Consider the following 19,270-nt stretch of genomic DNA (forward strand, 5'->3'; position numbering starts at 1 on the left):
ATTGGCATGACCGCGTACCCCGACCGTTCCCTCACCGCGGCGGACCGGCTGCCCGCGCCCGTCGCCAATCACCTCGCCTTCATGGCGGCACAACGCGGATCGGTGGAGATCACCGCCGACTCCCTTGCCCTGGCGGGCGATGAGGAGTTCTTCTCGTGGTGGGCCCCGCTCGGCGAGGACGTGCCGATTCCGGCCGGGGCGAACACGGTCCGGGTGTTCCCCTTCAGCGGAAACGGCTGGCCGGCCCGCCTTGAGCAGGCCGGGTTCAAGCGGGCCGGGGAACTGTCCTACCTGCGCGCTCCCGCCGCGCCCGACGGGCCGGAGCTGCCCGACGGTGTCACGCTGACCGTCGTCGACGACGAGGGACAGGCGCGGGAGTTCGCCCTGACCCAGGCGGCCGGATTCGCCGAGCCCGGCGACACCCCCGAACAGACCGCCTGGTGGGAGGAGGACTTCACCCGCAACGCCCTGCGCCACTACGCCAGTGCCGACCAGACCTTTTACCTCCTGCGGTCCGAGAGCGAAGGGGCCGCCGTCGCGCTGGCCCTGCACTCCCACGGCCTCGCGGGCATCTACGCCGTCGCCACCCGCCCCGCCCACCGGGGCCGCCGCTACGCCGGTCTGCTCCTCGCCGCCATCAGCGCCGAGGCCCACGAGCGCGGCGAACAGCTCGCCCTGCAGACCGAGGTCGGCTCCACCGCCGAACGCCTCTACCTCAGGTCGGGGTTCACCGAGGACTTCCGCACCCCCCTCTACGTACGACACTGATCACGGTCGTACGGCGGCCGCCTCCCCGTGCCTGGTGGAACCACCGGTGCCGGTGAGGCAGTCTTCTCCCTCGTGGGGAACCTTCCGTCTCAGAGCGCGCCAGGCGCGTCGAACGCTTCAACCGACGTCACCGCACACATGGTTGTCGCCGGGGACGACGCCCTGGCGCACCGGCTGGCCGCCGAACTGCGCGGAGTGTACGGGGAGCAGGTGACCCTGGTCGTGCCGCCCGCCCATCGGAGTGTGCGGCCGCCGGTGGTGGGACGGACGCGGGCCACCGCTCTGTTCGACCGGGTGTCCGCCGCGGTGAACCGGGCCGCCGGGAACGGTGACCCGGCGACCGCCCGGACATCCGAACCACCCGGCGCGGAACGGGTGTTGGAGGCCGCCGAACTCACCGAGGCGGTGCTCGCCGAGGCCAGTGTGGAGCGGGCCGCCGCGCTGGCGCTGGTGTACGACGACGACGAGACGAACATCCGGGCCGCGCTCACCGCCCGGCGGCTCAACCCGCGGATCCGGCTGGTCCTGCGCCTCTACAACCGTCGCCTCGGCCACCACATCGAGGCGCTCCTCGACCAGGCTTCGGCGCTGGCCGCCGCGGGAGCCGACGGCGCTGACGATGGCGGCGAAGGGTTCGACGCGTCCACCACCGTCCTGTCCGACGCCGACACCGCCGCGCCCGCGCTGGCCGCGACCGCCGTGGCCGGCACCAGCAAGGTCGTCCAGACGGACGGGCTGATGCTGCGCGCGGTGGAACGGCCGCCGCCCGCGCCCGGAGAGGTCGCCGATCCCGGACTGTGCACGCTGGCACTGCTGTCCACCACGGCCAGCGACCCCGCGGGCGCCGACGGGTCCGAGAGCAGCGGTACGCAGGGCCCCCGGCTGCTGCCCGACGAAGAGGCGGTGGCCGCCGCGACCGGGCGCGGAACCGTCGTACTGGAGAACGTCTCCTACTCCGGTCCCTCCTCGCCCCCGGGGCGCAGCGTCGTGCCGTTCGGCTCACTGATGTCGCGGCGGCTGCGGTGGTCGTTCGCCGGGCTCGTGGCGTGCGTGGTCGGTCTCGCGGTCGCGTCGATGCTGGTCACCGGGGACCATCCGCTGCGTGCGACCTACCTGACGCTGCTCGATCTCTTCGGCATCAACGACCCCGCGATCGGGCGGCCGATGGGGGAACAGGTCCTTCAACTCTTCTCCGGGCTCATCGGGTTGCTGCTCCTTCCGGTGCTGCTCGCCACCGTCCTCGAGGCGCTCGGTACGTTCCGCAGCGGGTCCGCGCTGCGCCGGCCGCCGCGCGGGCTGTCCGGGCACGTGGTGCTGCTCGGGGTCGGCAAGATCGGCACGCGCGTGCTGGCGCGCCTGCGTGAGCTGCACATTCCCGTGGTGTGCGTCGAGGCCGATCCCGAGGCCCGGGGGCTGGCGCTTGCCCGGCGGCTGCGGGTGCCTGTAGTACTCGGCGATGTGACGCAGGAAGGCGTACTGGAGGCCGCGAAGATTCATCGGGCGCATGCGCTGCTCGCGCTGACCAGCGCGGACACGACGAATCTGGAGGCCGCGTTGTACGCCCGTACCGTGCGGCCCGATCTGCGGGTCGTACTGCGGCTGTACGACGACGACTTCGCGACCGCCGTGTACCGGACGCTGCGGGCCGCGCACCCGGGGGCCCTCACCCGGAGCCGGAGTGTGTCCCATCTGGCCGCGCCCGCGTTCGCCGGGGCGATGATGGGGCGGCAGATTCTCGGGGCGATTCCTGTGGAGCGGCGGGTGCTGCTGTTCGCGGCCGTGGATGTGGGCGGGCATGCGCAGTTGGAGGGGCGGACTGTCGGGGAGGCGTTTCGGGCGGGGGCGTGGCGGGTGCTCGCGCTGGACACCGACCCGAGGGCGGCGTCGTCCCCCAGGGCCCCCAGAGCCCCCGGGTCCTCTTCGGGGCTGGTGTGGGACCTTCCCTCTACGTATGTGCTGCGGGGCGAGGACCGGGTGGTGCTGGCCGCGACGCGGCGGGGGTTGGCGGAGTTGCTGGGGCGGAGGTCTCGGGAGCGGGCGGGGGCGTAGGGGGGTGGGAGTGTTTTTCGCCCCCGCCGCCCCTACCCGTCCCGTACCTGGGGGCTGCGCCCCCAGACCCCCGCTTTCGGCCTGGACGGCCTCGTCCTCAAACGCCGGACGGGCTGAAACCGGGCGTAGCCCGGAAGGATGGGACGGGTAGGGGCGGAGGGGGCGAAGAAACCGCCCGCTAGCCCCCGAGGTGCCTCTCCGCGAAGTCCAGCTCCAGCCGGACCTGCTTGATGCGCTCGTCCACGACCAGGGAGCCGTGGCCCGCGTCGTAGCGGTAGACCTCGTGGACGGCGTCGCGGGCGGTGAGGCGGTCGACGTAGTTCTCGACCTGGCGGATGGGGCAGCGGGGGTCGTTGACGCCCGCCGAGATGTAGACCGGGGCCTTCACGGCGTCGACGTAGGTGAGAGGGGACGACGCCTCGAAGCGCTCCGGGACCTCCTCCGGGGTGCCGCCCAGCAGCGTGCGGTCCATGGCCTTCAGCGCCTCCATCTCGTCGTGGTACGCCGTGACATAGTCGGCGACCGGAACGGCGGCGATACCGAGCGTCCAGGCGTCCGGCTGCATACCAAGGCCGAGCAGCGTGAGATAGCCGCCCCAGGACCCGCCGGTGAGGATCAGGCGCTCGGGGTCGGCGAGTCCGGACGTGACCGCCCATTCGCGAACCGCCGCGATGTCCTCCAGCTCGATGAGACCGACACGGTGCTTGAGCGCGTCCGTCCACTCACGCCCGTACCCGGTGGAGCCCCGGTAGTTGACCCGCACCACCGCATACCCGTGGTCCACCCACGCCGCCGGCCCCGCCGCGAACGAGTCGCTGTCGTGCCAGGTCGGACCACCGTGGATGTCGAAGACAGTGGGGAGCGGGCCGGTCACGCCCGCCGGCTTCTGGACCAGGGCGTGGACGCGGCCGCCCGGACCCTCCACCCAGACGTCCTCGACCGGGACGGATCCCGGGGACTTCATGCCAGGCGGGTCCAGGACCACCTCACCCGTGGTGGAGCGGACCACGGACGGCTCGGCCGCCGACGACCACAGGTACTCCACGCTTCCGTCGGGCCGTGCCGTCGCCCCGGACACCGAGCCCGCCGGGGTCGGCACGGGGAGCAGCTCGCGGGAGGCCAGGTCGTAGCGCCACAGGTCGCTGCGGGCCTCGAAGCTGTGCGCGACGAGCAGCGCGGAACCGTCCGGATACCACTCGGCGCCCACATCACCGGGAAGGTCGAGGGCGAGGTCCGTCTCCTCGCCGGTGGCGACGTCCCACACCATCGGCTCCCAACGACCGCGCCGCTGGTGCCCGATGAGCAGCCGTGTGTCCCCGTCGACCGGGGCGAAGCCCAGCACCTCGAGGCCCAGCTCGACCGTGCCGCCCTTGGTGTCGTCGAGCTCCGTGACCGGCGAACCGTCCGGGCGCAGCACCCGCAGCGCCGAGTGCATCGCGTCGCCGTGCTCGGTGTGCTCGACGACGATCAGCGAGCCGTCGTGCGAGAGGTCACCGACGCCGGCGGACTCCCGGTGACGGTAGATCTCCACGGGGTCCTCGCCGGTCCGCACCACATGGATCGTCGAACCGTCCTCGTCCGTGGACCGCCCCACGACGGCCGTACGCCCGTCCCGGCCGATCGCGAGTCCACCGGGGTACGAGGGCTCAAGGCCCGGGGCCGCGGGCTCGTCGGAGCCGTCGGAGCCCTGGGAGGTGTGCGAACCGTCAAAGCGCTGTCGGCGCCAGATGCCGAACTCGTCCCCGTCCTTGTCGTCGAACCACCAGATCCACTCGCCGTCGGGCGAGAGCACCCCGTCCGTCGTACCGTTCGCCCGGTCCGTGACCTGGCGCTGCTCCCCCGTCACCCGGTCCCACGCGTACAACTCGTACGTCCCCGTCGCGTTCGAGACGAACAGCGAGCGGTGCGGTGCGTCCTCCGCCCAGTCCGGCAGCGACACCCGCGGCGCCCGGAAGCGCTTCTCCCAGTCCGGCATGGACCCCTTGCTCTCAGTCATGGCCCCATAGTGCCTGGCGCGCACGACACTCCGCTGCCAAGGTCCCCAGCCTGTGGATAACTTCGCGGCCCCACCGGTCTCCCGGGCCGCGCAGGCCAAGGCCGGTTGTCAGTGGTCGGGTGCAGACTTCTTCGCATGACCGATCTGCGCAAGACAGTCGAGAGCTACTGGGCCACCGCCGACGCCCGGGACTGGGCGGCGTTCGCGGACATGCTGGCCGAGGACGTCGTGTACACGCTGCCGCAGACGCGGGAGGTGATCCACGGCAGGGAGCGGTTCGTCCAGTTCAACCGCGAGTATCCGGGCGACTGGCACGTCCGGATCGAACGTGTCGTCGCCGAGCCCGGCCAGGCAGTCACCTGGATCCTCGTCACGGTGGGCCTGGAGGAGATGCACGCGATCACGTTCTTCACGGCGGACGAGTCCGGTCGAATAGCCTCCATCACCGACTTCTGGCCGGAGCCGTACGAGCCCCCGCCGGGGCGCGAGCACCTCGTCGAGCGGTACTGACCCCAAGGGCCTGTCCGGCGTACCCGCCAGCGAAACGGTGCCGTACCCCGACGCCCTGCCCCGCCCGGCGGCCCCGTACCTTTGAAGTCGTGTACCGGTTCCTGCTGACGCCCCGCTGGTGGGGGATCAACGTCTTCGTGCTGTTGGCCATCCCCTTCTGCGTGTTCATGGGGTCATGGCAGTTGGGGCGGTTCGAGGACCGGGTGCAGACCAGCCGGGACGCCAGTGAGCAGGCCGAGGCGGCGAAGACGGAGGCGGCCCGGCCGCTCGCCGAGCTGCTGCCCGTGGACAAGAACACGTCCGGCAAGCAGGCCACCGCGACCGGCCGGTACGCCGAGCAGCTGCTCGTGCCGGACCGCGAGGTGGACGACAAGCGCGGCTTCTACGTACTGACGCTGCTGCGGACCGACGACGGCAGGGCGCTGCCCGTCGTCCGGGGCTGGCTGCCTGGCGATGCGGACCCGGCGAAGGCCCCGGCCCCGCCCACCGGCGAGGTCACGGTGACCGGCGCGCTCCAGGCGTCCGAGAGCCCGGGGTCGAACGGGGTGAGCGCTGTCGGCGGGCTGCCCAAGGGCCAGACCGGCGCGATCAGCTCGGCGTCGCTGGTGAACCTGGTGCCGTACAAGATGTACGACGCCTGGATCACCCTCGCCAAGGCCGACAGCGGGATGATGGCGGTTCCCGCGACCGCGGCGCAGGACACCGGCCTCGACCTGAAGGCGTTCCAGAACCTCGGCTACACCGGTGAGTGGTTCGTCTTCGCGGGCTTCGTGGTCTTCATGTGGTTCCGGCTGCTGCGCCGCGAGGTGGAGTTCGCCCGGGACGCGGAACTGGGCCTGGTCCCGGACGAGGAGCCGGCACCGGACACCGCCGGTACGCCGGTCTCGTAGACCTCCGGAAAGACCCGCAGCCAGACCCGGGAACTACGAGGCGTCGGCCGCCAGCATCCCGGTCCGGTACACCGTCCCCGCGCACGCGTTGGAGACCGTCGTCGTCGCCGTGGCCGTACCCGTCTGGTCCGTGTGCGAGACGGTGACGCTGCCCTCGGCCACCCCGTCCTCCGTGATGAGCTGCGTCGAGGTGCCGCCGCTGTCCGTGGAGGTGCCGCCGGAGGTGGTGGCGTCGTCCGTGGTGGTCGGGTCGGGCGAGGGCTCGCTGGTGGTCGGGCAGGTCTCCGAGGGCACCCAGGCGAACTTCACGACGTACGAGGCACCCGGCTGAAGTACCAGGGAGGTGACCTCCGTGGAGGGGTCGGGCAGCCCGCTGGCCGCGTCGCCCGCCACATGGTTCACCACGCTGATCTTGGTGGCGTCCGCCGCGCCCTGCGTGACCGTGCTCACGGTGCCCGCGCCGCTGACCGAGCACACGGCGGTGGAGACGTTCGAGACGGCGAAGGAGCCGTAGACCGTGCCGGTGGAGTCCGGGTCGCCGAGGGCGCTGGTCGCCCCGCCGAGCTGGTCCACGGTGCAGGTGGGCGCGGTCACCGAGGAAGCCGTCGGAACAGCGCCGCCCGTGGCGGCCCCGGTGTCCGCGCCCGTACTCGCCGACGGCGTGCCCTTCGGGCCTTCCTTGCCCGGGTCCTTGGCCGTGCCGGAGGAACCGCCCACCGCGTGCTCCCCGCCGTCCGTGCTCTTGCCCTGCCCCGAGCCGCCCTCTGTCTGCGAGGTGTTGCCCGCGATGGACGGGTTGGCGTTCGGTCCCGAGGCGTTCGAGACGTGCAGCAGGGCCGGGACGGCCGTGCCGACGAAGAGCGCGGCGGCCGCCATCCCGACCGCGGCGTGGCGCTTGCGGGCCCGCCGGGCCGGCACCGCGCGGCGCAGGTGCTCCAGGGTGCCGTCGGTGGGTTCGATCTCCTGGACGGCCTGGTGCAGCAGGAGCCGCAGCGCCCGCTCGTCCGAGCCGAGCCCTTCGGGATCGGGTCCGTCCGAGCCGAGCCCTTCGGAGATCTGTACGCCGGAGCCCTGTACGTCAGTACCGCGTCCGCCGTCGGGACCGTGCCCGCCGTCCGGACCGTGTCGTCCGTCGCGGCCGTGTCCTTCGGGGCCGTGATTCACAATTCCGTTCCCAGCGTGCGATTGCTTGTGCTCGTGTTCGGGGCGCCCGGGTTCCTCGGGGCGCCGCCGCTCGTCGTACTCGCTCATGCCGGAGCCTCCATGGCGACACGGAGCGCTGCTATGCCGCGCGAGCCGTACGCCTTGACCGACCCCAGCGACACCCCGAGCGTCTCAGCGACCTGCGCCTCGGTCATGTCCGCGAAGTAACGCAGCACCAGGACCTCGCGCTGGCGGCGCTGGAGTCCCTTCATCGCCTTGATCAGCGCGTCGCGCTCCAACTGGTCGTAGGCGCCTTCCTCGGCGCTCGCCATGTCGGGCATCGGCTTGGAGAGGAGCTTGAGGCCGAGGATGCGCCGGCGCAGGGCGGACCGCGAGAGGTTCACGACGGTCTGGCGCAGATACGCGAGCGTCTTCTCCGGGTCGCGGACGCGCTTGCGCGCCGAGTGCACCCGGATGAAGGCCTCCTGGACGACGTCCTCGCACGACGCGGTGTCGTCGAGCAGGAGCGCCGCGAGGCCCAGGAGCGACCGGTAGTGGGCGCGGTAGGTCTCGGTGAGATGGTCGACGGTGGTTCCGGCGGCCGTGCTGTCCTCGGCGCCGTCGCGCTGGTTCGGTAGGCGGGCGGGCCGCGCTGCGGGCATGGGCGCGATCACCGGCATGCCGCCGGGCACGCCGGGGCTGCGGAGTCGGCGGGGTGGACGAAGGGCGTTGCCCCTCGTCTGTACCGCGGTGAATTCGAGTACCTCTGCCACGCCAGTTGGACACGCGTCCCCCCGCGAGGGTTGTACGCATCAGGCATCGCGTTTGCGTCAGGCACCCCTTTTGACAATGCGTCAAATGCCCTCATGCGTACCAGCTCATCCCCTATGTCCCGTTTTACCGCGACGCCCGGCCACCCCTGAATGGCGACCGCAAAGACGCTCCCCGCCCTCCGCACGGTTGCGGAGGACGGGGAGGAAAATCTTCGAACGACTGGTGACTCGTTTCAAGTGGTCCGGACCATTATTCGCACCACATATCGGCGGCCGATCGCCGCCGCACACACCCGGTCTGCCGCTCCGGCCACCTGAAGACCGGAACACCCGCCCGGATGCTCAGGCCACTTGAAGACCGAGACACCCATCAGGACGCACCGGCCACCTGAAGACCGGGACGTCCATCCAGATGCTCGCACCACACATCCAACACAGATCCTACAAACGAATCCCCGGAAGGCCACCAGGATTCCGGCCCCAGGTCATGCTTGACGCGAAACTTAAAGCCTCGTGATCTCCGCCGCCACGAGCTCCGCGATCTGCGCCGTGTTCAATGCAGCACCTTTGCGCAGGTTGTCCCCGCAGACAAACAGTTCGAGTGCCGTCGAATCGTCCAGCGAGCGGCGTACCCGGCCGACCCAGGTCGGATCGGTGCCCACCACATCGGCGGGGGTGGGGAATTCACCGGCGGCCGGGTTGTCGAACAGCACCACCCCGGGCGCCGTGGCGAGGATCTCCCGCGCCTTGTCGACGGTGACCTCGGCCTGGAAGCGGGCGTGGACGGTGAGGGAGTGCGTGGTGACGACGGGGACGCGTACGCACGTCACGGCCACCGGCAGCGTGGGGAGCCCGAGGATCTTGCGGGACTCGTTGCGTACCTTCATCTCCTCCGAGGAGAAGCCGTCCTCGGCGAGGGACCCGGACCACGGCACCACGTTCAGCGCGACCGGCTCCGGGAACGGTCCGGTGTTGTCGCCCACCGCCCGCCGTACGTCACCGGGCTTGGTCCCCAGTTCCGTACCCGCGACCAGCGACAGCTGCTGCCGCAGGGTGTCGATGCCCGCGCGGCCCGCCCCGCTCACCGCCTGATAGCTGGACACCACCAGCTCGCGGAGCCCGAACTCGGCGTGCAGCGCGCCGAGGGCCACGATCATGGAGAGGGTCGTGCAGTTCGGGTTGGAGATGATCCCGCGCGGGCGCACGCGCGCCGCGTGCGGATTCACCTCGGGTACGACGAGGGGCACGTCCGGGTCCATCCGGAAGGCGCCGGAGTTGTCGACGACGACCACGCCCTTGGCGGCGGCGATCGGCGCCCACTGGGCGGCCACCTCGTCGGGTACGTCGAACATGGCGACGTCGACGCCGTCGAAGGCCTCCTCCGCCAGGGCGACGACCTCGACCTCCTCGCCGCGCAGGTTCAGCTTGCGGCCGACCGAGCGCGGAGAGGCGATGAGACGGATCTCGCCCCAGATGTCCGCGTGCTGGGACAGGATCTGGAGCATGACCGCGCCGACGGCTCCGGTCGCACCCACGACCGCGAGCGTCGGCTGTTCGGTCCGCGTCGGTCGTTCGGTTCGCGACCCGGTACGGGCCATCAGCGGCCCGTGCCCCCGTAGACGACGGCCTCGTCGCTGTCGGAGTCGAGCCCGAAGGCGGAGTGCACGGCGCGCACCGCCTCGTTGACGTCGTCGGCGCGGGTGACGACCGAGATGCGGATCTCGGAGGTCGAGATCAGCTCGATGTTCACGTTGGCGTCGGTCAGGGCCTCGAAGAAGCCGGCCGTGACACCCGGGTTCGTCTTCATGCCGGCGCCGACGAGCGAGATCTTGCCGATCTGGTCGTCGTAGCGCAGCGAGTCGAAGCCGATGACATCCTTCGCCTTCTCCAGGGCGTCGATGGCCTTGCGGCCCTCGGTCTTGGGGAGGGTGAAGGAGATGTCGGTGAGACCCGTGGTGGCCGCCGACACGTTCTGCACGATCATGTCGATGTTGATCTCCGCGTTGGCGATGGCGCGGAAGATCGAGGCGGCCTCACCGGGCTTGTCCGGGACGCCGACGACCGTGATCTTGGCCTCGGAGGTGTCGTGAGCGACACCCGAGATGATGGCCTGCTCCACCTTCTGGTCCCCTTGCTGCTGATTCTTCCGAACGGGTGGTTCGCTGCTGACCCAGGTGCCCTGCAGTCCGCTGAAGGACGAGCGCACATGGATCGGGATGTTGTAGCGGCGCGCGTATTCCACACAGCGGTGGAGCAGCACCTTGGAGCCGGAGGCCGCCAGCTCCAGCATGTCCTCGAAGGCGATCCAGTCGATCTTCTGGGCCTTCTTGACCACCCGCGGGTCGGCGGTGAACACGCCGTCCACGTCGGTGTAGATCTCGCAGACCTCGGCGTCGAGGGCCGCCGCCAGCGCGACGGCGGTCGTGTCGGACCCGCCGCGCCCGAGCGTGGTGATGTCCTTCTTGTCCTGCGAGACGCCCTGGAACCCGGCGACGATGGCGATGTTGCCCTCGTCGAGGGCCGTACGGATACGGCCCGGCGTGACATCGATGATCCGCGCTTTGTTGTGGACCGAGTCGGTGATGACACCCGCCTGGCTGCCGGTGAACGACTGGGCGCTGTGGCCCAGGTTTTTGATCGCCATGGCCAGCAGCGCCATGGAGATCCGCTCTCCCGCGGTCAGCAGCATGTCGAACTCTCGCCCGCTGGGCATCGGAGATACCTGCTCGGCGAGATCGATCAGCTCGTCCGTCGTGTCGCCCATCGCGGAAACGACCACGACCACCTGGTGGCCGTTCTTCTTCGCTTCCACGATTCGCTTGGCGACACGCTTGATGCCCTCGGCATCGGCTACGGAGGAACCTCCGTACTTCTGCACGACAAGGCCCACGTGCGCTCCTCGATCAATCCGTATCTGCACCGCACAACTGCGGTCGGCTCAGTCTAACGAGCGGCCGGAATTCCCCTCCGGGGTATCGCATCGTGAGATGTCCCGCCCACGAAGTGATCACCCGGTCCGTCAGGACAGCGAAGTCCTCCGGCCGCTCCGGAACGGCATCTGCCCGCCCCCGGGACCCGCCACGCGGGAAAGTGCGCCGTGTCACACAGGGGAGTCATGACTCAACTTTCAAGTACTAGGGTTCGAGCGTGCGCGTACTCCTGGTGGAAGACGACGAGCCGGTCGCCGAATCGCTCCGGCGCGGCCTGCTGCGCTACGGCTTCGAGGTCGAGTGGGTGACCACGGGCGGGGCGGCCCTTACGTACGAGAGCCCCTACGACGTCGTCCTCCTCGACCTCGGGCTGCCCGACACCGACGGCCTCGACGTCTGCAAGGCGCTGCGGGCGCGCGGCGACGTCCCGATCATCGTGATCAGCGCGCGCAGCGACGAGACGGACCGCGTGGTCGGGCTCGAGCTCGGAGCGGACGACTACGTCACCAAACCCTTCGGTGTACGTGAGGTCATCGCGCGGATAAGGGCGGTGATGCGGCGCGCGCAGCCGCGCAACGACGCTTCGACGACAGGCCCCGATCAGTACGGGGAGCACCTGACCATCGACCGCAAGGCCGCCCGCGTACGCCTGGACGGCGAGGAGGTCGCCCTCGCGCCCAAGGAGTACGACCTGCTCGCGTTCCTCACCGAGGAGCCCGGCGCGCTGATGTCGCGCGAGCAGATCATGGAAGCGGTCTGGGACGCGAACTGGTTCGGGCCGACGAAGACCCTCGACGTCCATGTGGCGGCGCTGCGGCGGAAGCTGGCGGGCGCGGTGACCATCGAAGCCGTACGGGGGGTCGGCTTCCGCCTGGAGATCGCCGGCGAGCTGCCCTCATGATCCGGCAACTGATCGTCAGTTACGTCCTGTTGGTCGCCGTCGCCCTGACGGCCTTCACGGTGCCGGTGGCGTTCACGCTGACCGCGCAGTTGCGCGGGGACACCGAGGAGTCCGTACGGCGGGAGGCGCGGACCATGGCGCTGCTGCTCGCGGACGGGGACGCGGCCTCGCGGGCGGCGCTGACGCGGATGTCCGAGGCGTACGCCGCCGAGACGCCCGGAACGGTCGATGTGCTCCCGGCCTCGGCCACCGTCGGGAAGACCACGGCGCACTGGGGCGACGGGGCGCTGAAGGTGACCGTACCCGCGGTCGCGGAAGGCGGCCGGACGGTGGGCGCCGTCCAAGTCACCTACCCCACCTCGGACTTGACCTCCCGCCTGTGGCGGATCTGGGGCTTCCGGGCGGTCCTCGCGGTGGGCGTGCTCGCGGTGGCCGCCGGCCTCGGTGCGCTGGTGGCCCGCCGACTCACCCGTCCGCTGCGCCAGTTGAACGAGATGGCGAGCCGTTTCGGCGACGGCGACCTGACGGCCCGCTCGCCGGTCACGGGCCCGCCGGAGACACAGCAGCTGGCCCGCACCCTGAACTCGGGCGCGGAACGGCTCGACATCCTGATCGACTCCCAGCGGATCTTCGTGGCCGACGCCTCGCACCAACTCCGTACACCTCTCACGGCGTTGCGCCTGTCGCTGGACAACATCGCGGACGGGGCCGATGACTTCTTCGTACGCGAGGACGTGGAGCAGGCGACGGCCGAAGTGGTGCGGATGAGCCGTCTGGTGAACGGTCTGCTCGTGCTCGCCCGGGCCGAGGCGAAGGTGTCCGCGGCGGAGGCGCTGCCGCTGCGGGAGCTGGTCGAGGAGCGGCTGAGCGTGTGGAGACCGGCCGCCGAGGAGCGCGGGGTCACCATCGCGCTCGAGGGAGAGTTCGGCGGCCGGCCGGCTGTGCTGGCCAGCCCGGGACACCTGGACCAGGTCCTCGACAACGTGCTCTCCAACGCCCTGGAGGTGTCCCCCGACGGCACGACGATCACCGTACGGGTGTCAGTGGACGCCGACTCGGTGGAACTGTCGGTCCTCGACCAGGGTCCCGGCATGTCGGACGCCGAGAAGTCCCGCGCCTTCGACCGCTTCTGGCGCGGTCAGGGCCTGACCGGGCGCTCCGGCTCCGGGCTCGGCCTCGCCATCGTCAAGCAGCTGGTGACCGACGACGGCGGGACCGTGGCCCTGCGGGACGCGCCCGAGGGCGGGCTGTGCGTGGCGGTCAGTCTCCGTCCGGCAGCAGCGAGGAGTGGTGGTTGACGATCAGCCACTCGCCGTCGCGCTTCTCGTACTCGTACGTGTAGCGGGCCTCGGCGGTGCTCTTCGCGCCGGTCGCCGGGTCGGTGAGCTGGAACTCGTACAGGCCCGTGTCGATGGCGGAGTTGTTGTCGAGAACGTTGATCACCGTCTGGACCTTGGATGCCTCGGGCTTCTTCGCGAGGAAGCCCTCCATGTAGTCCACGATCCCCGCGTGGTCCGTACGGATCTCGGCCGAGAGGGTGGGCAGCAGCACCGCGTCGTCCGCGTATCTGTCGGCGACGACCTCCGGGTCGCCCGTCCGCAGCGCGGCGCTCCAGCCGTCGAAGAGAGCGGCGATCTCCTTCTTGGTGGGCTTGCCGCTCTGGTGCTCCGGGGTGGCCGCGCTGACGCCGGCGGTGATGGTTCCTGCGGCGATCAGGGCCGCGGCGGTGGCTATCGCGGCGCGGGTGCGTATGTGACGTTGCATCACAACTCCTGTGCATGGGGGGTTCGTTGCTCCGTCTTGGTGCCTTCCGGGAGCGGTTCAACCTTCCTCTCGCGCAGGTAAAGAGCCGCCCTGGAAACGATCAGCGCATGGCCAAGGTTTGCCGAGGATTCAGGGGGAGGGTCAGCCCGCGGCCGGCAGCACGGAGGAGTGGTGGTTGACGATCAGCCACTTGCCGCCGCGCTTCTCGTACTCGTACGTGTAGCGGGCCTCGACCTCGCGCTTCTCGCCGGTCTCGGGGTCGGTCAGCGTGAACTCGTACAGACCCGCGTCGATGGCGGAGTTGCTGTCGAGAACGTTGACGACGGTGCGGATCTTCTTGCCCTGCGGCTTGTTCGCCAGGAAGTGCTCGAAGTAGTCGACGATCCCCGCGCGGTCCGTACGGATCTCCGGCGAGACGGTGGGGAGAAGCACCGCGTCGCTCGCGTACCGGTCGGCCACCGTCTCGGCGTCGCCGGTGGCGAGGGCCGCGTTCCACCCGTCGAAGAGGGCGGCGATCTGCGCCTTGGTGGGCTTGGTGCTCTTCGACTCCGGGCCGGCCGCGCTGACGCCGACGGTGACGGTGCCCGCCGCGACGAGGGCGGCGGCGGTGGCTATCGCGGCGCGGGTACGGGTCTGGCGCTTCATGGCAACTCCAGTGCGGGTGAGGTGGGTTGCTCCTCTTCGGTGGGAGCAGTTCCACTTTCTCTTCGCACTGGTTAAGGGCCGTGCAGCGGACGTGCAGGGGACGGCCAGGGTCTTTCCAAATCAGTCGGGCCGCGCGGGGGACCCGAGGTAGAGCCACCCTCGCATCTTCCGCGCATACGCGGAGTCACCGAGCGCCTGCATAGTGTCCTCAAGGACCGCCGGTGCCAGTGCGTCGGCCTGCGCGCCCTCTCCGGCCGACCGGAGGAGCATCACGTGGATGGCACGAGCCACCAGTGTCATCACGTGGGATCTGCCGTAGATCATCCCGAACTCGGCGACAGCCTCCTCGATCAGCAGGGCGGCCTCGTCGAAGTCACCCGCCTCCCGCCGTGTGTAGAACAGTTCCATTCTGAGGTGGACAACGGTCGGATGGCCTTTCCCCAACGTTGTGATCGCGTCGGCGAGTTGGCTCTCAAGGGAACGAACGGAAGCCTCGCCGCCTTGTTCCGGGCCCAGTTCCCGACGGAGTCTGTGCAGCAGCAGACGGGCATTGTGGGTCCCCGGGTGGTCATCGCCCAGCGCACGTGCCGCGGCTTCGGCGTTCTCGCGTGCGAGTGTCAGCGCGCGCTCCCCATCGCCTGTCTTCTCCAGCACGTCGGCCAACAGGCCACGAGTCTGGAACACCTTCGGATGATCGGCCCCCAGCGCACGCTCGGTGTCCGCCAGAATCTGCTCGTAGAGGACGAGGGCCAGGTCGAATCTCTCCACACCCTGATATCCCACGGCCAGCCGGCTGCGGGCCAGGCGCACCTTCTCGTGGTCCGGGCCCCAGACAAGCAGAGCCGCGGTGACCGCGCGCTTGCCCAGCGCCAACCCGCGTTCGAAATGGCCGTCCCTCGCGTACTGCGACGCCGCCTCGCCGTAGAGCTCCGCCATCTCGGCCGTGTCCGTCTCCGGTGCGGTTCTCGACGCCAAAGCCTCGACATGCGCCGCCCAGACACGGTGGGCGTCCTCCCATTCGCCGTCCTCGTCGGTCGCCGTCTCCAACTCCAGAAGTAGCCGCACGGCGATCTCGCGCCCAACCTCGACACGCCTGGGATCCGGGCGCGGACCAGCACGCTCCGGCGTACGGGCCACCGCCTGCACCAACCGGTGCACCGAGATCGTGCTACCACGCAGAGTGATCATGCTGTGGGCCGCGAGGCGCCGGATCGCCTCGGTGATCTCCGGCGGGCTCCCGAGGAACTCCAGGTACGTACGCGGAATTCCGTCCGGCGCCCACCAGCCGGTGGCCTCCAGGATCATCTGGGCCGCCGGGGTGTCGGCAAGCCGCGTCAGCGTCACGTTCCAGACCCGGGCCACCGTCCGCTCCGCGTCACCGCCTTCCGCCGTGGCCGCGTACATGTCCGCCGGATAACTGGCCAGCAGCGTCAGGTACTTACTCGGACTGATCCCCGCTTCCCGGCAGTACGCGGCGGCCTGGTCGACCGCCAGCGGCAGGTACCCCAACTCACGGCACAACTCCTCGACGCCGCCGCTCTGCCCCGGACAGACCTTCGTGAACAGCTCGACCGCCTCCGCCGGTTCGAGCACGTCCAGGTCCAGTGGCTCGGCGATCCCCCGCCAACTCGTCGCGCCCCGGCGGGTGGTGATCAGGAAGCGGCCACCCGGCGCCCGCGCGAGGAGGTGCCGGATGTCGGCGGGGTCGGAGACGTTGTCGAGGACGAGCAGCCAGCCGTCGTTGGCGGCCAGCCACTGGAGCGTACGTTCGCGGAAGGCGTCCTCGGACAGGACGTCGACCAGGGCGGGCTGAAGCGCGCGGCCGAGGGCGGCGAGGCCCGCGTCCACACCGGTCCGGGACTCGGCGGTGATCCACCAGACCGGGTTGAAGTCCGCCGCCCGGCCGATCGCCCAGTGCGCGGCCAGCGTCGACTTCCCGATCCCACCCAGCCCGTGCACGGCGTGCACGACCACACCGCCGGGTTCGCCGAACGCCTCGTCCAGCAGCGCGAGTTCGCGCCCACGTCCGACGAACTGCGCGCTGCGGTCGGGGACGTTGCGCACCGGGAAGGTGCAGGGCTCCAGCGCGAACGCCTCCGGCGGCAGCATCGTCGCGTGCTCGGCCAGCGTGGCGAAGTCTCCGGTCGCCACCTGCCGGATGTTCCCGCCTGCGGCGACCGAGCGGTCTCCGGAGGCCTCTACCGGGCCGCCTGTCACGAGTCGCCCGTCGACGCGTTGCCGATGTCGCCGCCGGCGGCGACGGAACGGTCACCGGAGGCAGTGACGGTGCCGCCGGGGGGCGGGGGCGGGGCGGGCGTAGTCGGTGCTGGTGGAGCCGTGGCCGTGCTGCCGTCGCCTGTCGCCACCGATCCGATGTTCCCGCCGGCGGCGACGGACCGATCACCGCTCGCGGTCACCGAGGACTCGGGGGCCGCGGGGGCCGACGACTGGGTGACCAGCACGTACAGCGTGAGCGCGAGCCCGATCAGCGCGGCGGCGCCTCCCGCCACGCTCGCCCATGGGTCCGCCGCGTCGACGTCGAGCAGGCCGCCGACGACCAGTCCGACGGCCCCCGCCGCACACAGCCCAATTCCGGTCCACAGCACTGTCTTTGGCCCCATACACACATCATGGCGTGCCAGGGTGTCGATCGCGTGGACCCAATGCGAGGAGGTTGTCGGCTGTGGCAGGTCCCGAGTGGGCGAACAGCCTGCTGCTGGGCGGAATCGTGCTGCTGGGCTCCTCCGTCCAGTGGCTCACGGGAATGGGCTTCGCCCTGGTCGCCGTACCGGCGCTGGTACTCCTGCTCGGCCCTGCCCAGGGCGTCGTACTCGCCAACTGCGCGGCCGGAGCCATCAGCGTGGTCGGCCTCGCGGGCGGCTGGCGCCGGGTACGCCTGCGCGCCATGGTGCCGCTGTGCGTGGCAGCGGCGTGCACCGTACCCGCCGGCACCTGGCTGGCCCGAAAACTCCCGGAACCCGCGTTGCTCGCCGCCATGGGAGCGCTGGTGACGGTCGCCGTGACGCTGGTGATGGGGGGCGCCCGAGTGCCTGCCCTACGCGGAGGCGGAGGCGCGGTGGCCGCAGGAGCCGTCGGCGGATTCATGAACTCGGCGGCGGGGGTCGGGGGTCCGCCACTGTCCCTGTACGCGGTCAACGCGGGCTGGACAGTACGGGAGTTCGTGCCGAACGCGATGTTCTACGGGGTGGTGGTGAACGTCTTCTCGGTCGCCGCGAACGGGATCCCCCGGCTCAGCGCGCCGGTGTGGGGGCTTGCGGTCACTGGGATGGTGGCGGGGGGCTTGATCGGCCGGGCGCTTGCCCAGCGGGTACCGGAGAAGCGGGCGCGGATGCTGGTGCTGGGGCTGGCGCTGGCCGGGGGGCTCACTACTTTGGGGAAGGGGTTGTGGGGGCTGTAGGGACTGCGGAGATGAAGGCGGACCAGGCGGGGGCCGCTATGTACAGTTCGGAGCCCGCGGGGACCTTTGAGTCGCGTACGTGGACCGTCATCTTCAGTGCAGGGATGGCGACTTCGACGCAGGCGCCGCCCTCGCCGTCGCTGTAGCTGGCCTTGAACCACTTCAGCTCGTCGTTCATAGCTCATCCACCATCCGCTCGATGAAGCGGGCCGACTCGTCAGGGTCGAGGGCCATCATGCGGATCATGCTAAGCCGCTCGGTCTGCGCGCTGACGACTGCCGGGTCGGAGGTCAGCTGGCTTGTCGACGGGGCCTCCGTGTAGGCGAAACGCTCGTGGTCCCTGGTCTCCAGGAGCACCATCGGGCCGTGGAGTGCAGCGGTCATCGCCCTGCCGTAGGGCAACACCTGGATCGAGATGTTGCGCACCTTCGCCATCTCCAAGAGGTGCAGCAGCTGCTCCTTGTCCACGTACGGGCCGCGCAGTGCCGCCTCGTACAAGGCATAGCTGCAGGCTGCCAACGGCTTGCGCGTGTGGATGCCCTGGCGCTCCAGCCTGGCCATGACCCGCTCCTCGACGGTCTCTTCATCGAGGGGCGGAGTGTGGTTGCCGATCAGCGCCCTCGCGTAGGCCTCGGTCTGCAACAGCCCCGGGATCAGGGCAACTTCGTACCACCAGAGGTTGATCGCCTCGCGCTCGTACTCCATGTAGTCCTGAGCCCGCGCCGGAAACTTCTCCCGCTTCAGGTACTCCTTCGCCGCGCTGAGCAACCCCTCGGCATGGCACAACTCATCGGCCGCATCCAGCACGCGCGGCGTCGGCATGCGCACGCCCTGCTCCATCGACTTGATGGTGTCCGGCGAGTAGTTGGAGGCGGCGGCCAGCTCCTCGCGGGTCACGTTCGCCTTGGTGCGCCAGCGTTTCAGCTGGTTGCCGCTGTAGCGCCAGTTGATCGGCACCGAAGAAGCGGAGTTGTACTGGACTGACACAGCGGCCACCTCCGACCGATACACCCCGGCGTGTATCCCCTCGGTCACTACCGAGCGTAGCCTCGCGACCGCCACCGTGTGACCATGACGAACGCAATCCCCCACTACCGCCCGAACTGGGTCCCCCTCGCCGGCCACCAACTCCGACTGTCCGGCGTTTACTTCGACGCGGTCCGTGTCCAGGGCGTACGCGGGGAACAGGTCGCCGCCGACCTCATCGAGGCCGCCGATGGCGACGCGGGACCCGTCGTCTGCGAAGCGGTCGGCTTCCGATGGATGTACTTCCTGCTGGCGCCGGGGGCTGCGAGGGCCCACGAATGGCCGCTGGGGGTGCAGCGGTTCGGCGGGGCCGGGAGTCGTACGGTCACGTACATCGGGATTCCGGCGCTGGACGGGAACACGTGGCCGTTGCGGTGGTACAGCGAACCTACGGTTACGGCGCCGTTCGTGGAGGCGGGGCGATTGCGGGGGGTGTTGGGGGTGATGGGATCGTAGA

At 70.3% G+C, this 19,270-nt stretch carries 19 protein-coding genes; 8 read left to right on the top strand and 11 right to left on the bottom strand.

Features of this window, described 5'->3' with window-relative positions:
- Window positions 1-6 precede the first annotated feature (6 nt).
- Both OG246_RS06925 and OG246_RS06930 read left to right on the top strand, forming a co-directional pair.
- Window positions 7-768 carry a GNAT family N-acetyltransferase gene (locus tag OG246_RS06925; protein ID WP_266457379.1) on the top strand — a complete coding sequence of 254 codons (762 nt, stop codon included), beginning with the start codon at window positions 7-9 and terminating at the stop codon, window positions 766-768.
- A gap of 138 nt (window positions 769-906) precedes the next feature.
- Window positions 907-2,817 carry an NAD-binding protein gene (locus OG246_RS06930; RefSeq protein WP_266457381.1) on the top strand — a complete coding sequence of 637 codons (1,911 nt, stop codon included), beginning with the start codon at window positions 907-909 and terminating at the stop codon, window positions 2,815-2,817.
- A gap of 178 nt (window positions 2,818-2,995) precedes the next feature.
- Here the strand turns inward: OG246_RS06930 and OG246_RS06935 are convergent, their stop codons facing one another.
- On the bottom strand, window positions 2,996-4,813 hold the full coding sequence (locus OG246_RS06935; protein ID WP_266457385.1) for a prolyl oligopeptidase family serine peptidase: 1,818 nt from the start codon (window positions 4,811-4,813) through the stop codon (window positions 2,996-2,998).
- Window positions 4,814-4,948: 135 nt separating this feature from the next.
- Between OG246_RS06935 and OG246_RS06940 the strand changes: the two genes are divergently transcribed.
- Window positions 4,949-5,323 carry a nuclear transport factor 2 family protein gene (locus tag OG246_RS06940; RefSeq protein ID WP_266457388.1) on the top strand — a complete coding sequence of 125 codons (375 nt, stop codon included), beginning with the start codon at window positions 4,949-4,951 and terminating at the stop codon, window positions 5,321-5,323.
- Between the two features lie 89 nt (window positions 5,324-5,412).
- A complete protein-coding gene (locus tag OG246_RS06945) occupies window positions 5,413-6,213 on the top strand; it encodes an SURF1 family protein (protein ID WP_266457391.1) in 801 nt (266 codons plus the stop codon).
- 33 nt (window positions 6,214-6,246) lie between these two features.
- Here OG246_RS06945 and OG246_RS06950 read toward each other — a convergent pair whose 3' ends face one another.
- From OG246_RS06950 to OG246_RS06965, 4 genes are all read right to left on the bottom strand, one after another.
- A complete protein-coding gene (locus OG246_RS06950; protein ID WP_266457392.1) occupies window positions 6,247-7,464 on the bottom strand; it encodes a hypothetical protein in 1,218 nt (405 codons plus the stop codon).
- Entirely contained in the window at window positions 7,461-8,036 is a 576-nt protein-coding gene (locus OG246_RS06955) for a SigE family RNA polymerase sigma factor (RefSeq protein WP_323178311.1), read from the bottom strand. Before OG246_RS06955 ends, OG246_RS06950 begins: the two co-directional genes overlap by 4 nt.
- Before the next feature lie 596 nt (window positions 8,037-8,632).
- Entirely contained in the window at window positions 8,633-9,727 is a 1,095-nt protein-coding gene (locus OG246_RS06960) for an aspartate-semialdehyde dehydrogenase (protein ID WP_266457397.1), read from the bottom strand.
- Entirely contained in the window at window positions 9,727-11,019 is a 1,293-nt protein-coding gene (locus tag OG246_RS06965) for an aspartate kinase (protein ID WP_266457400.1), read from the bottom strand. Before OG246_RS06965 ends, OG246_RS06960 begins: the two co-directional genes overlap by 1 nt.
- A gap of 257 nt (window positions 11,020-11,276) precedes the next feature.
- Here OG246_RS06965 and OG246_RS06970 point away from each other — a divergent pair, with 257 nt between their 5' ends.
- The gene (locus tag OG246_RS06970) at window positions 11,277-11,960 is read left to right on the top strand and encodes a response regulator transcription factor (protein ID WP_266457402.1); all 684 of its coding nucleotides are present in this window, start codon (window positions 11,277-11,279) and stop codon (window positions 11,958-11,960) included.
- Window positions 11,957-13,258, top strand: a complete 1,302-nt coding sequence (locus OG246_RS06975; RefSeq protein ID WP_266457405.1) for a HAMP domain-containing sensor histidine kinase — start codon at window positions 11,957-11,959, stop codon at window positions 13,256-13,258. Before OG246_RS06970 ends, OG246_RS06975 begins: the two co-directional genes overlap by 4 nt.
- On the opposite strand, the gene OG246_RS06980 is transcribed toward OG246_RS06975, so the two are convergent.
- The 4 genes from OG246_RS06980 to OG246_RS06995 all read right to left on the bottom strand — a co-directional run bounded on the left by OG246_RS06980 (window position 13,221) and on the right by OG246_RS06995 (window position 16,990).
- On the bottom strand, window positions 13,221-13,724 hold the full coding sequence (locus tag OG246_RS06980) for an SgcJ/EcaC family oxidoreductase (protein WP_266457408.1): 504 nt from the start codon (window positions 13,722-13,724) through the stop codon (window positions 13,221-13,223). The two genes, OG246_RS06975 and OG246_RS06980, sit on opposite strands and share 38 nt — an antisense overlap.
- A gap of 141 nt (window positions 13,725-13,865) precedes the next feature.
- Window positions 13,866-14,369, bottom strand: a complete 504-nt coding sequence (locus tag OG246_RS06985) for an SgcJ/EcaC family oxidoreductase (protein ID WP_266457410.1) — start codon at window positions 14,367-14,369, stop codon at window positions 13,866-13,868.
- 120 nt (window positions 14,370-14,489) lie between these two features.
- Entirely contained in the window at window positions 14,490-16,520 is a 2,031-nt protein-coding gene (locus OG246_RS06990; protein ID WP_266457413.1) for a tetratricopeptide repeat protein, read from the bottom strand.
- Window positions 16,521-16,582: 62 nt separating this feature from the next.
- Window positions 16,583-16,990, bottom strand: a complete 408-nt coding sequence (locus OG246_RS06995; RefSeq protein ID WP_266457416.1) for a hypothetical protein — start codon at window positions 16,988-16,990, stop codon at window positions 16,583-16,585.
- A 62-nt stretch (window positions 16,991-17,052) separates the two neighbouring features.
- Here OG246_RS06995 and OG246_RS07000 point away from each other — a divergent pair, with 62 nt between their 5' ends.
- Window positions 17,053-17,787: a sulfite exporter TauE/SafE family protein gene (locus tag OG246_RS07000; protein ID WP_266457419.1), complete on the top strand. Its 735-nt coding sequence runs from the start codon at window positions 17,053-17,055 to the stop codon at window positions 17,785-17,787.
- Here the strand turns inward: OG246_RS07000 and OG246_RS07005 are convergent.
- On the bottom strand, window positions 17,756-17,965 hold the full coding sequence (locus tag OG246_RS07005; protein WP_266457422.1) for a DUF397 domain-containing protein: 210 nt from the start codon (window positions 17,963-17,965) through the stop codon (window positions 17,756-17,758). The genes OG246_RS07000 and OG246_RS07005 overlap by 32 nt on opposite strands.
- Window positions 17,962-18,774 carry a helix-turn-helix transcriptional regulator gene (locus tag OG246_RS07010; protein ID WP_266457424.1) on the bottom strand — a complete coding sequence of 271 codons (813 nt, stop codon included), beginning with the start codon at window positions 18,772-18,774 and terminating at the stop codon, window positions 17,962-17,964. Before OG246_RS07010 ends, OG246_RS07005 begins: the two co-directional genes overlap by 4 nt.
- Window positions 18,775-18,852: 78 nt before the next feature.
- On the opposite strand from OG246_RS07010, the gene OG246_RS07015 reads away from it, so the two are divergent.
- A complete protein-coding gene (locus OG246_RS07015; RefSeq protein ID WP_266457426.1) occupies window positions 18,853-19,269 on the top strand; it encodes a hypothetical protein in 417 nt (138 codons plus the stop codon).
- Window position 19,270 lies beyond the last annotated feature (1 nt).

Origin of the sequence: Streptomyces sp. NBC_00620, assembly GCF_026341825.1 — a bacterium.
In the GTDB taxonomy this organism is placed as follows: domain Bacteria; phylum Actinomycetota; class Actinomycetes; order Streptomycetales; family Streptomycetaceae; genus Streptomyces.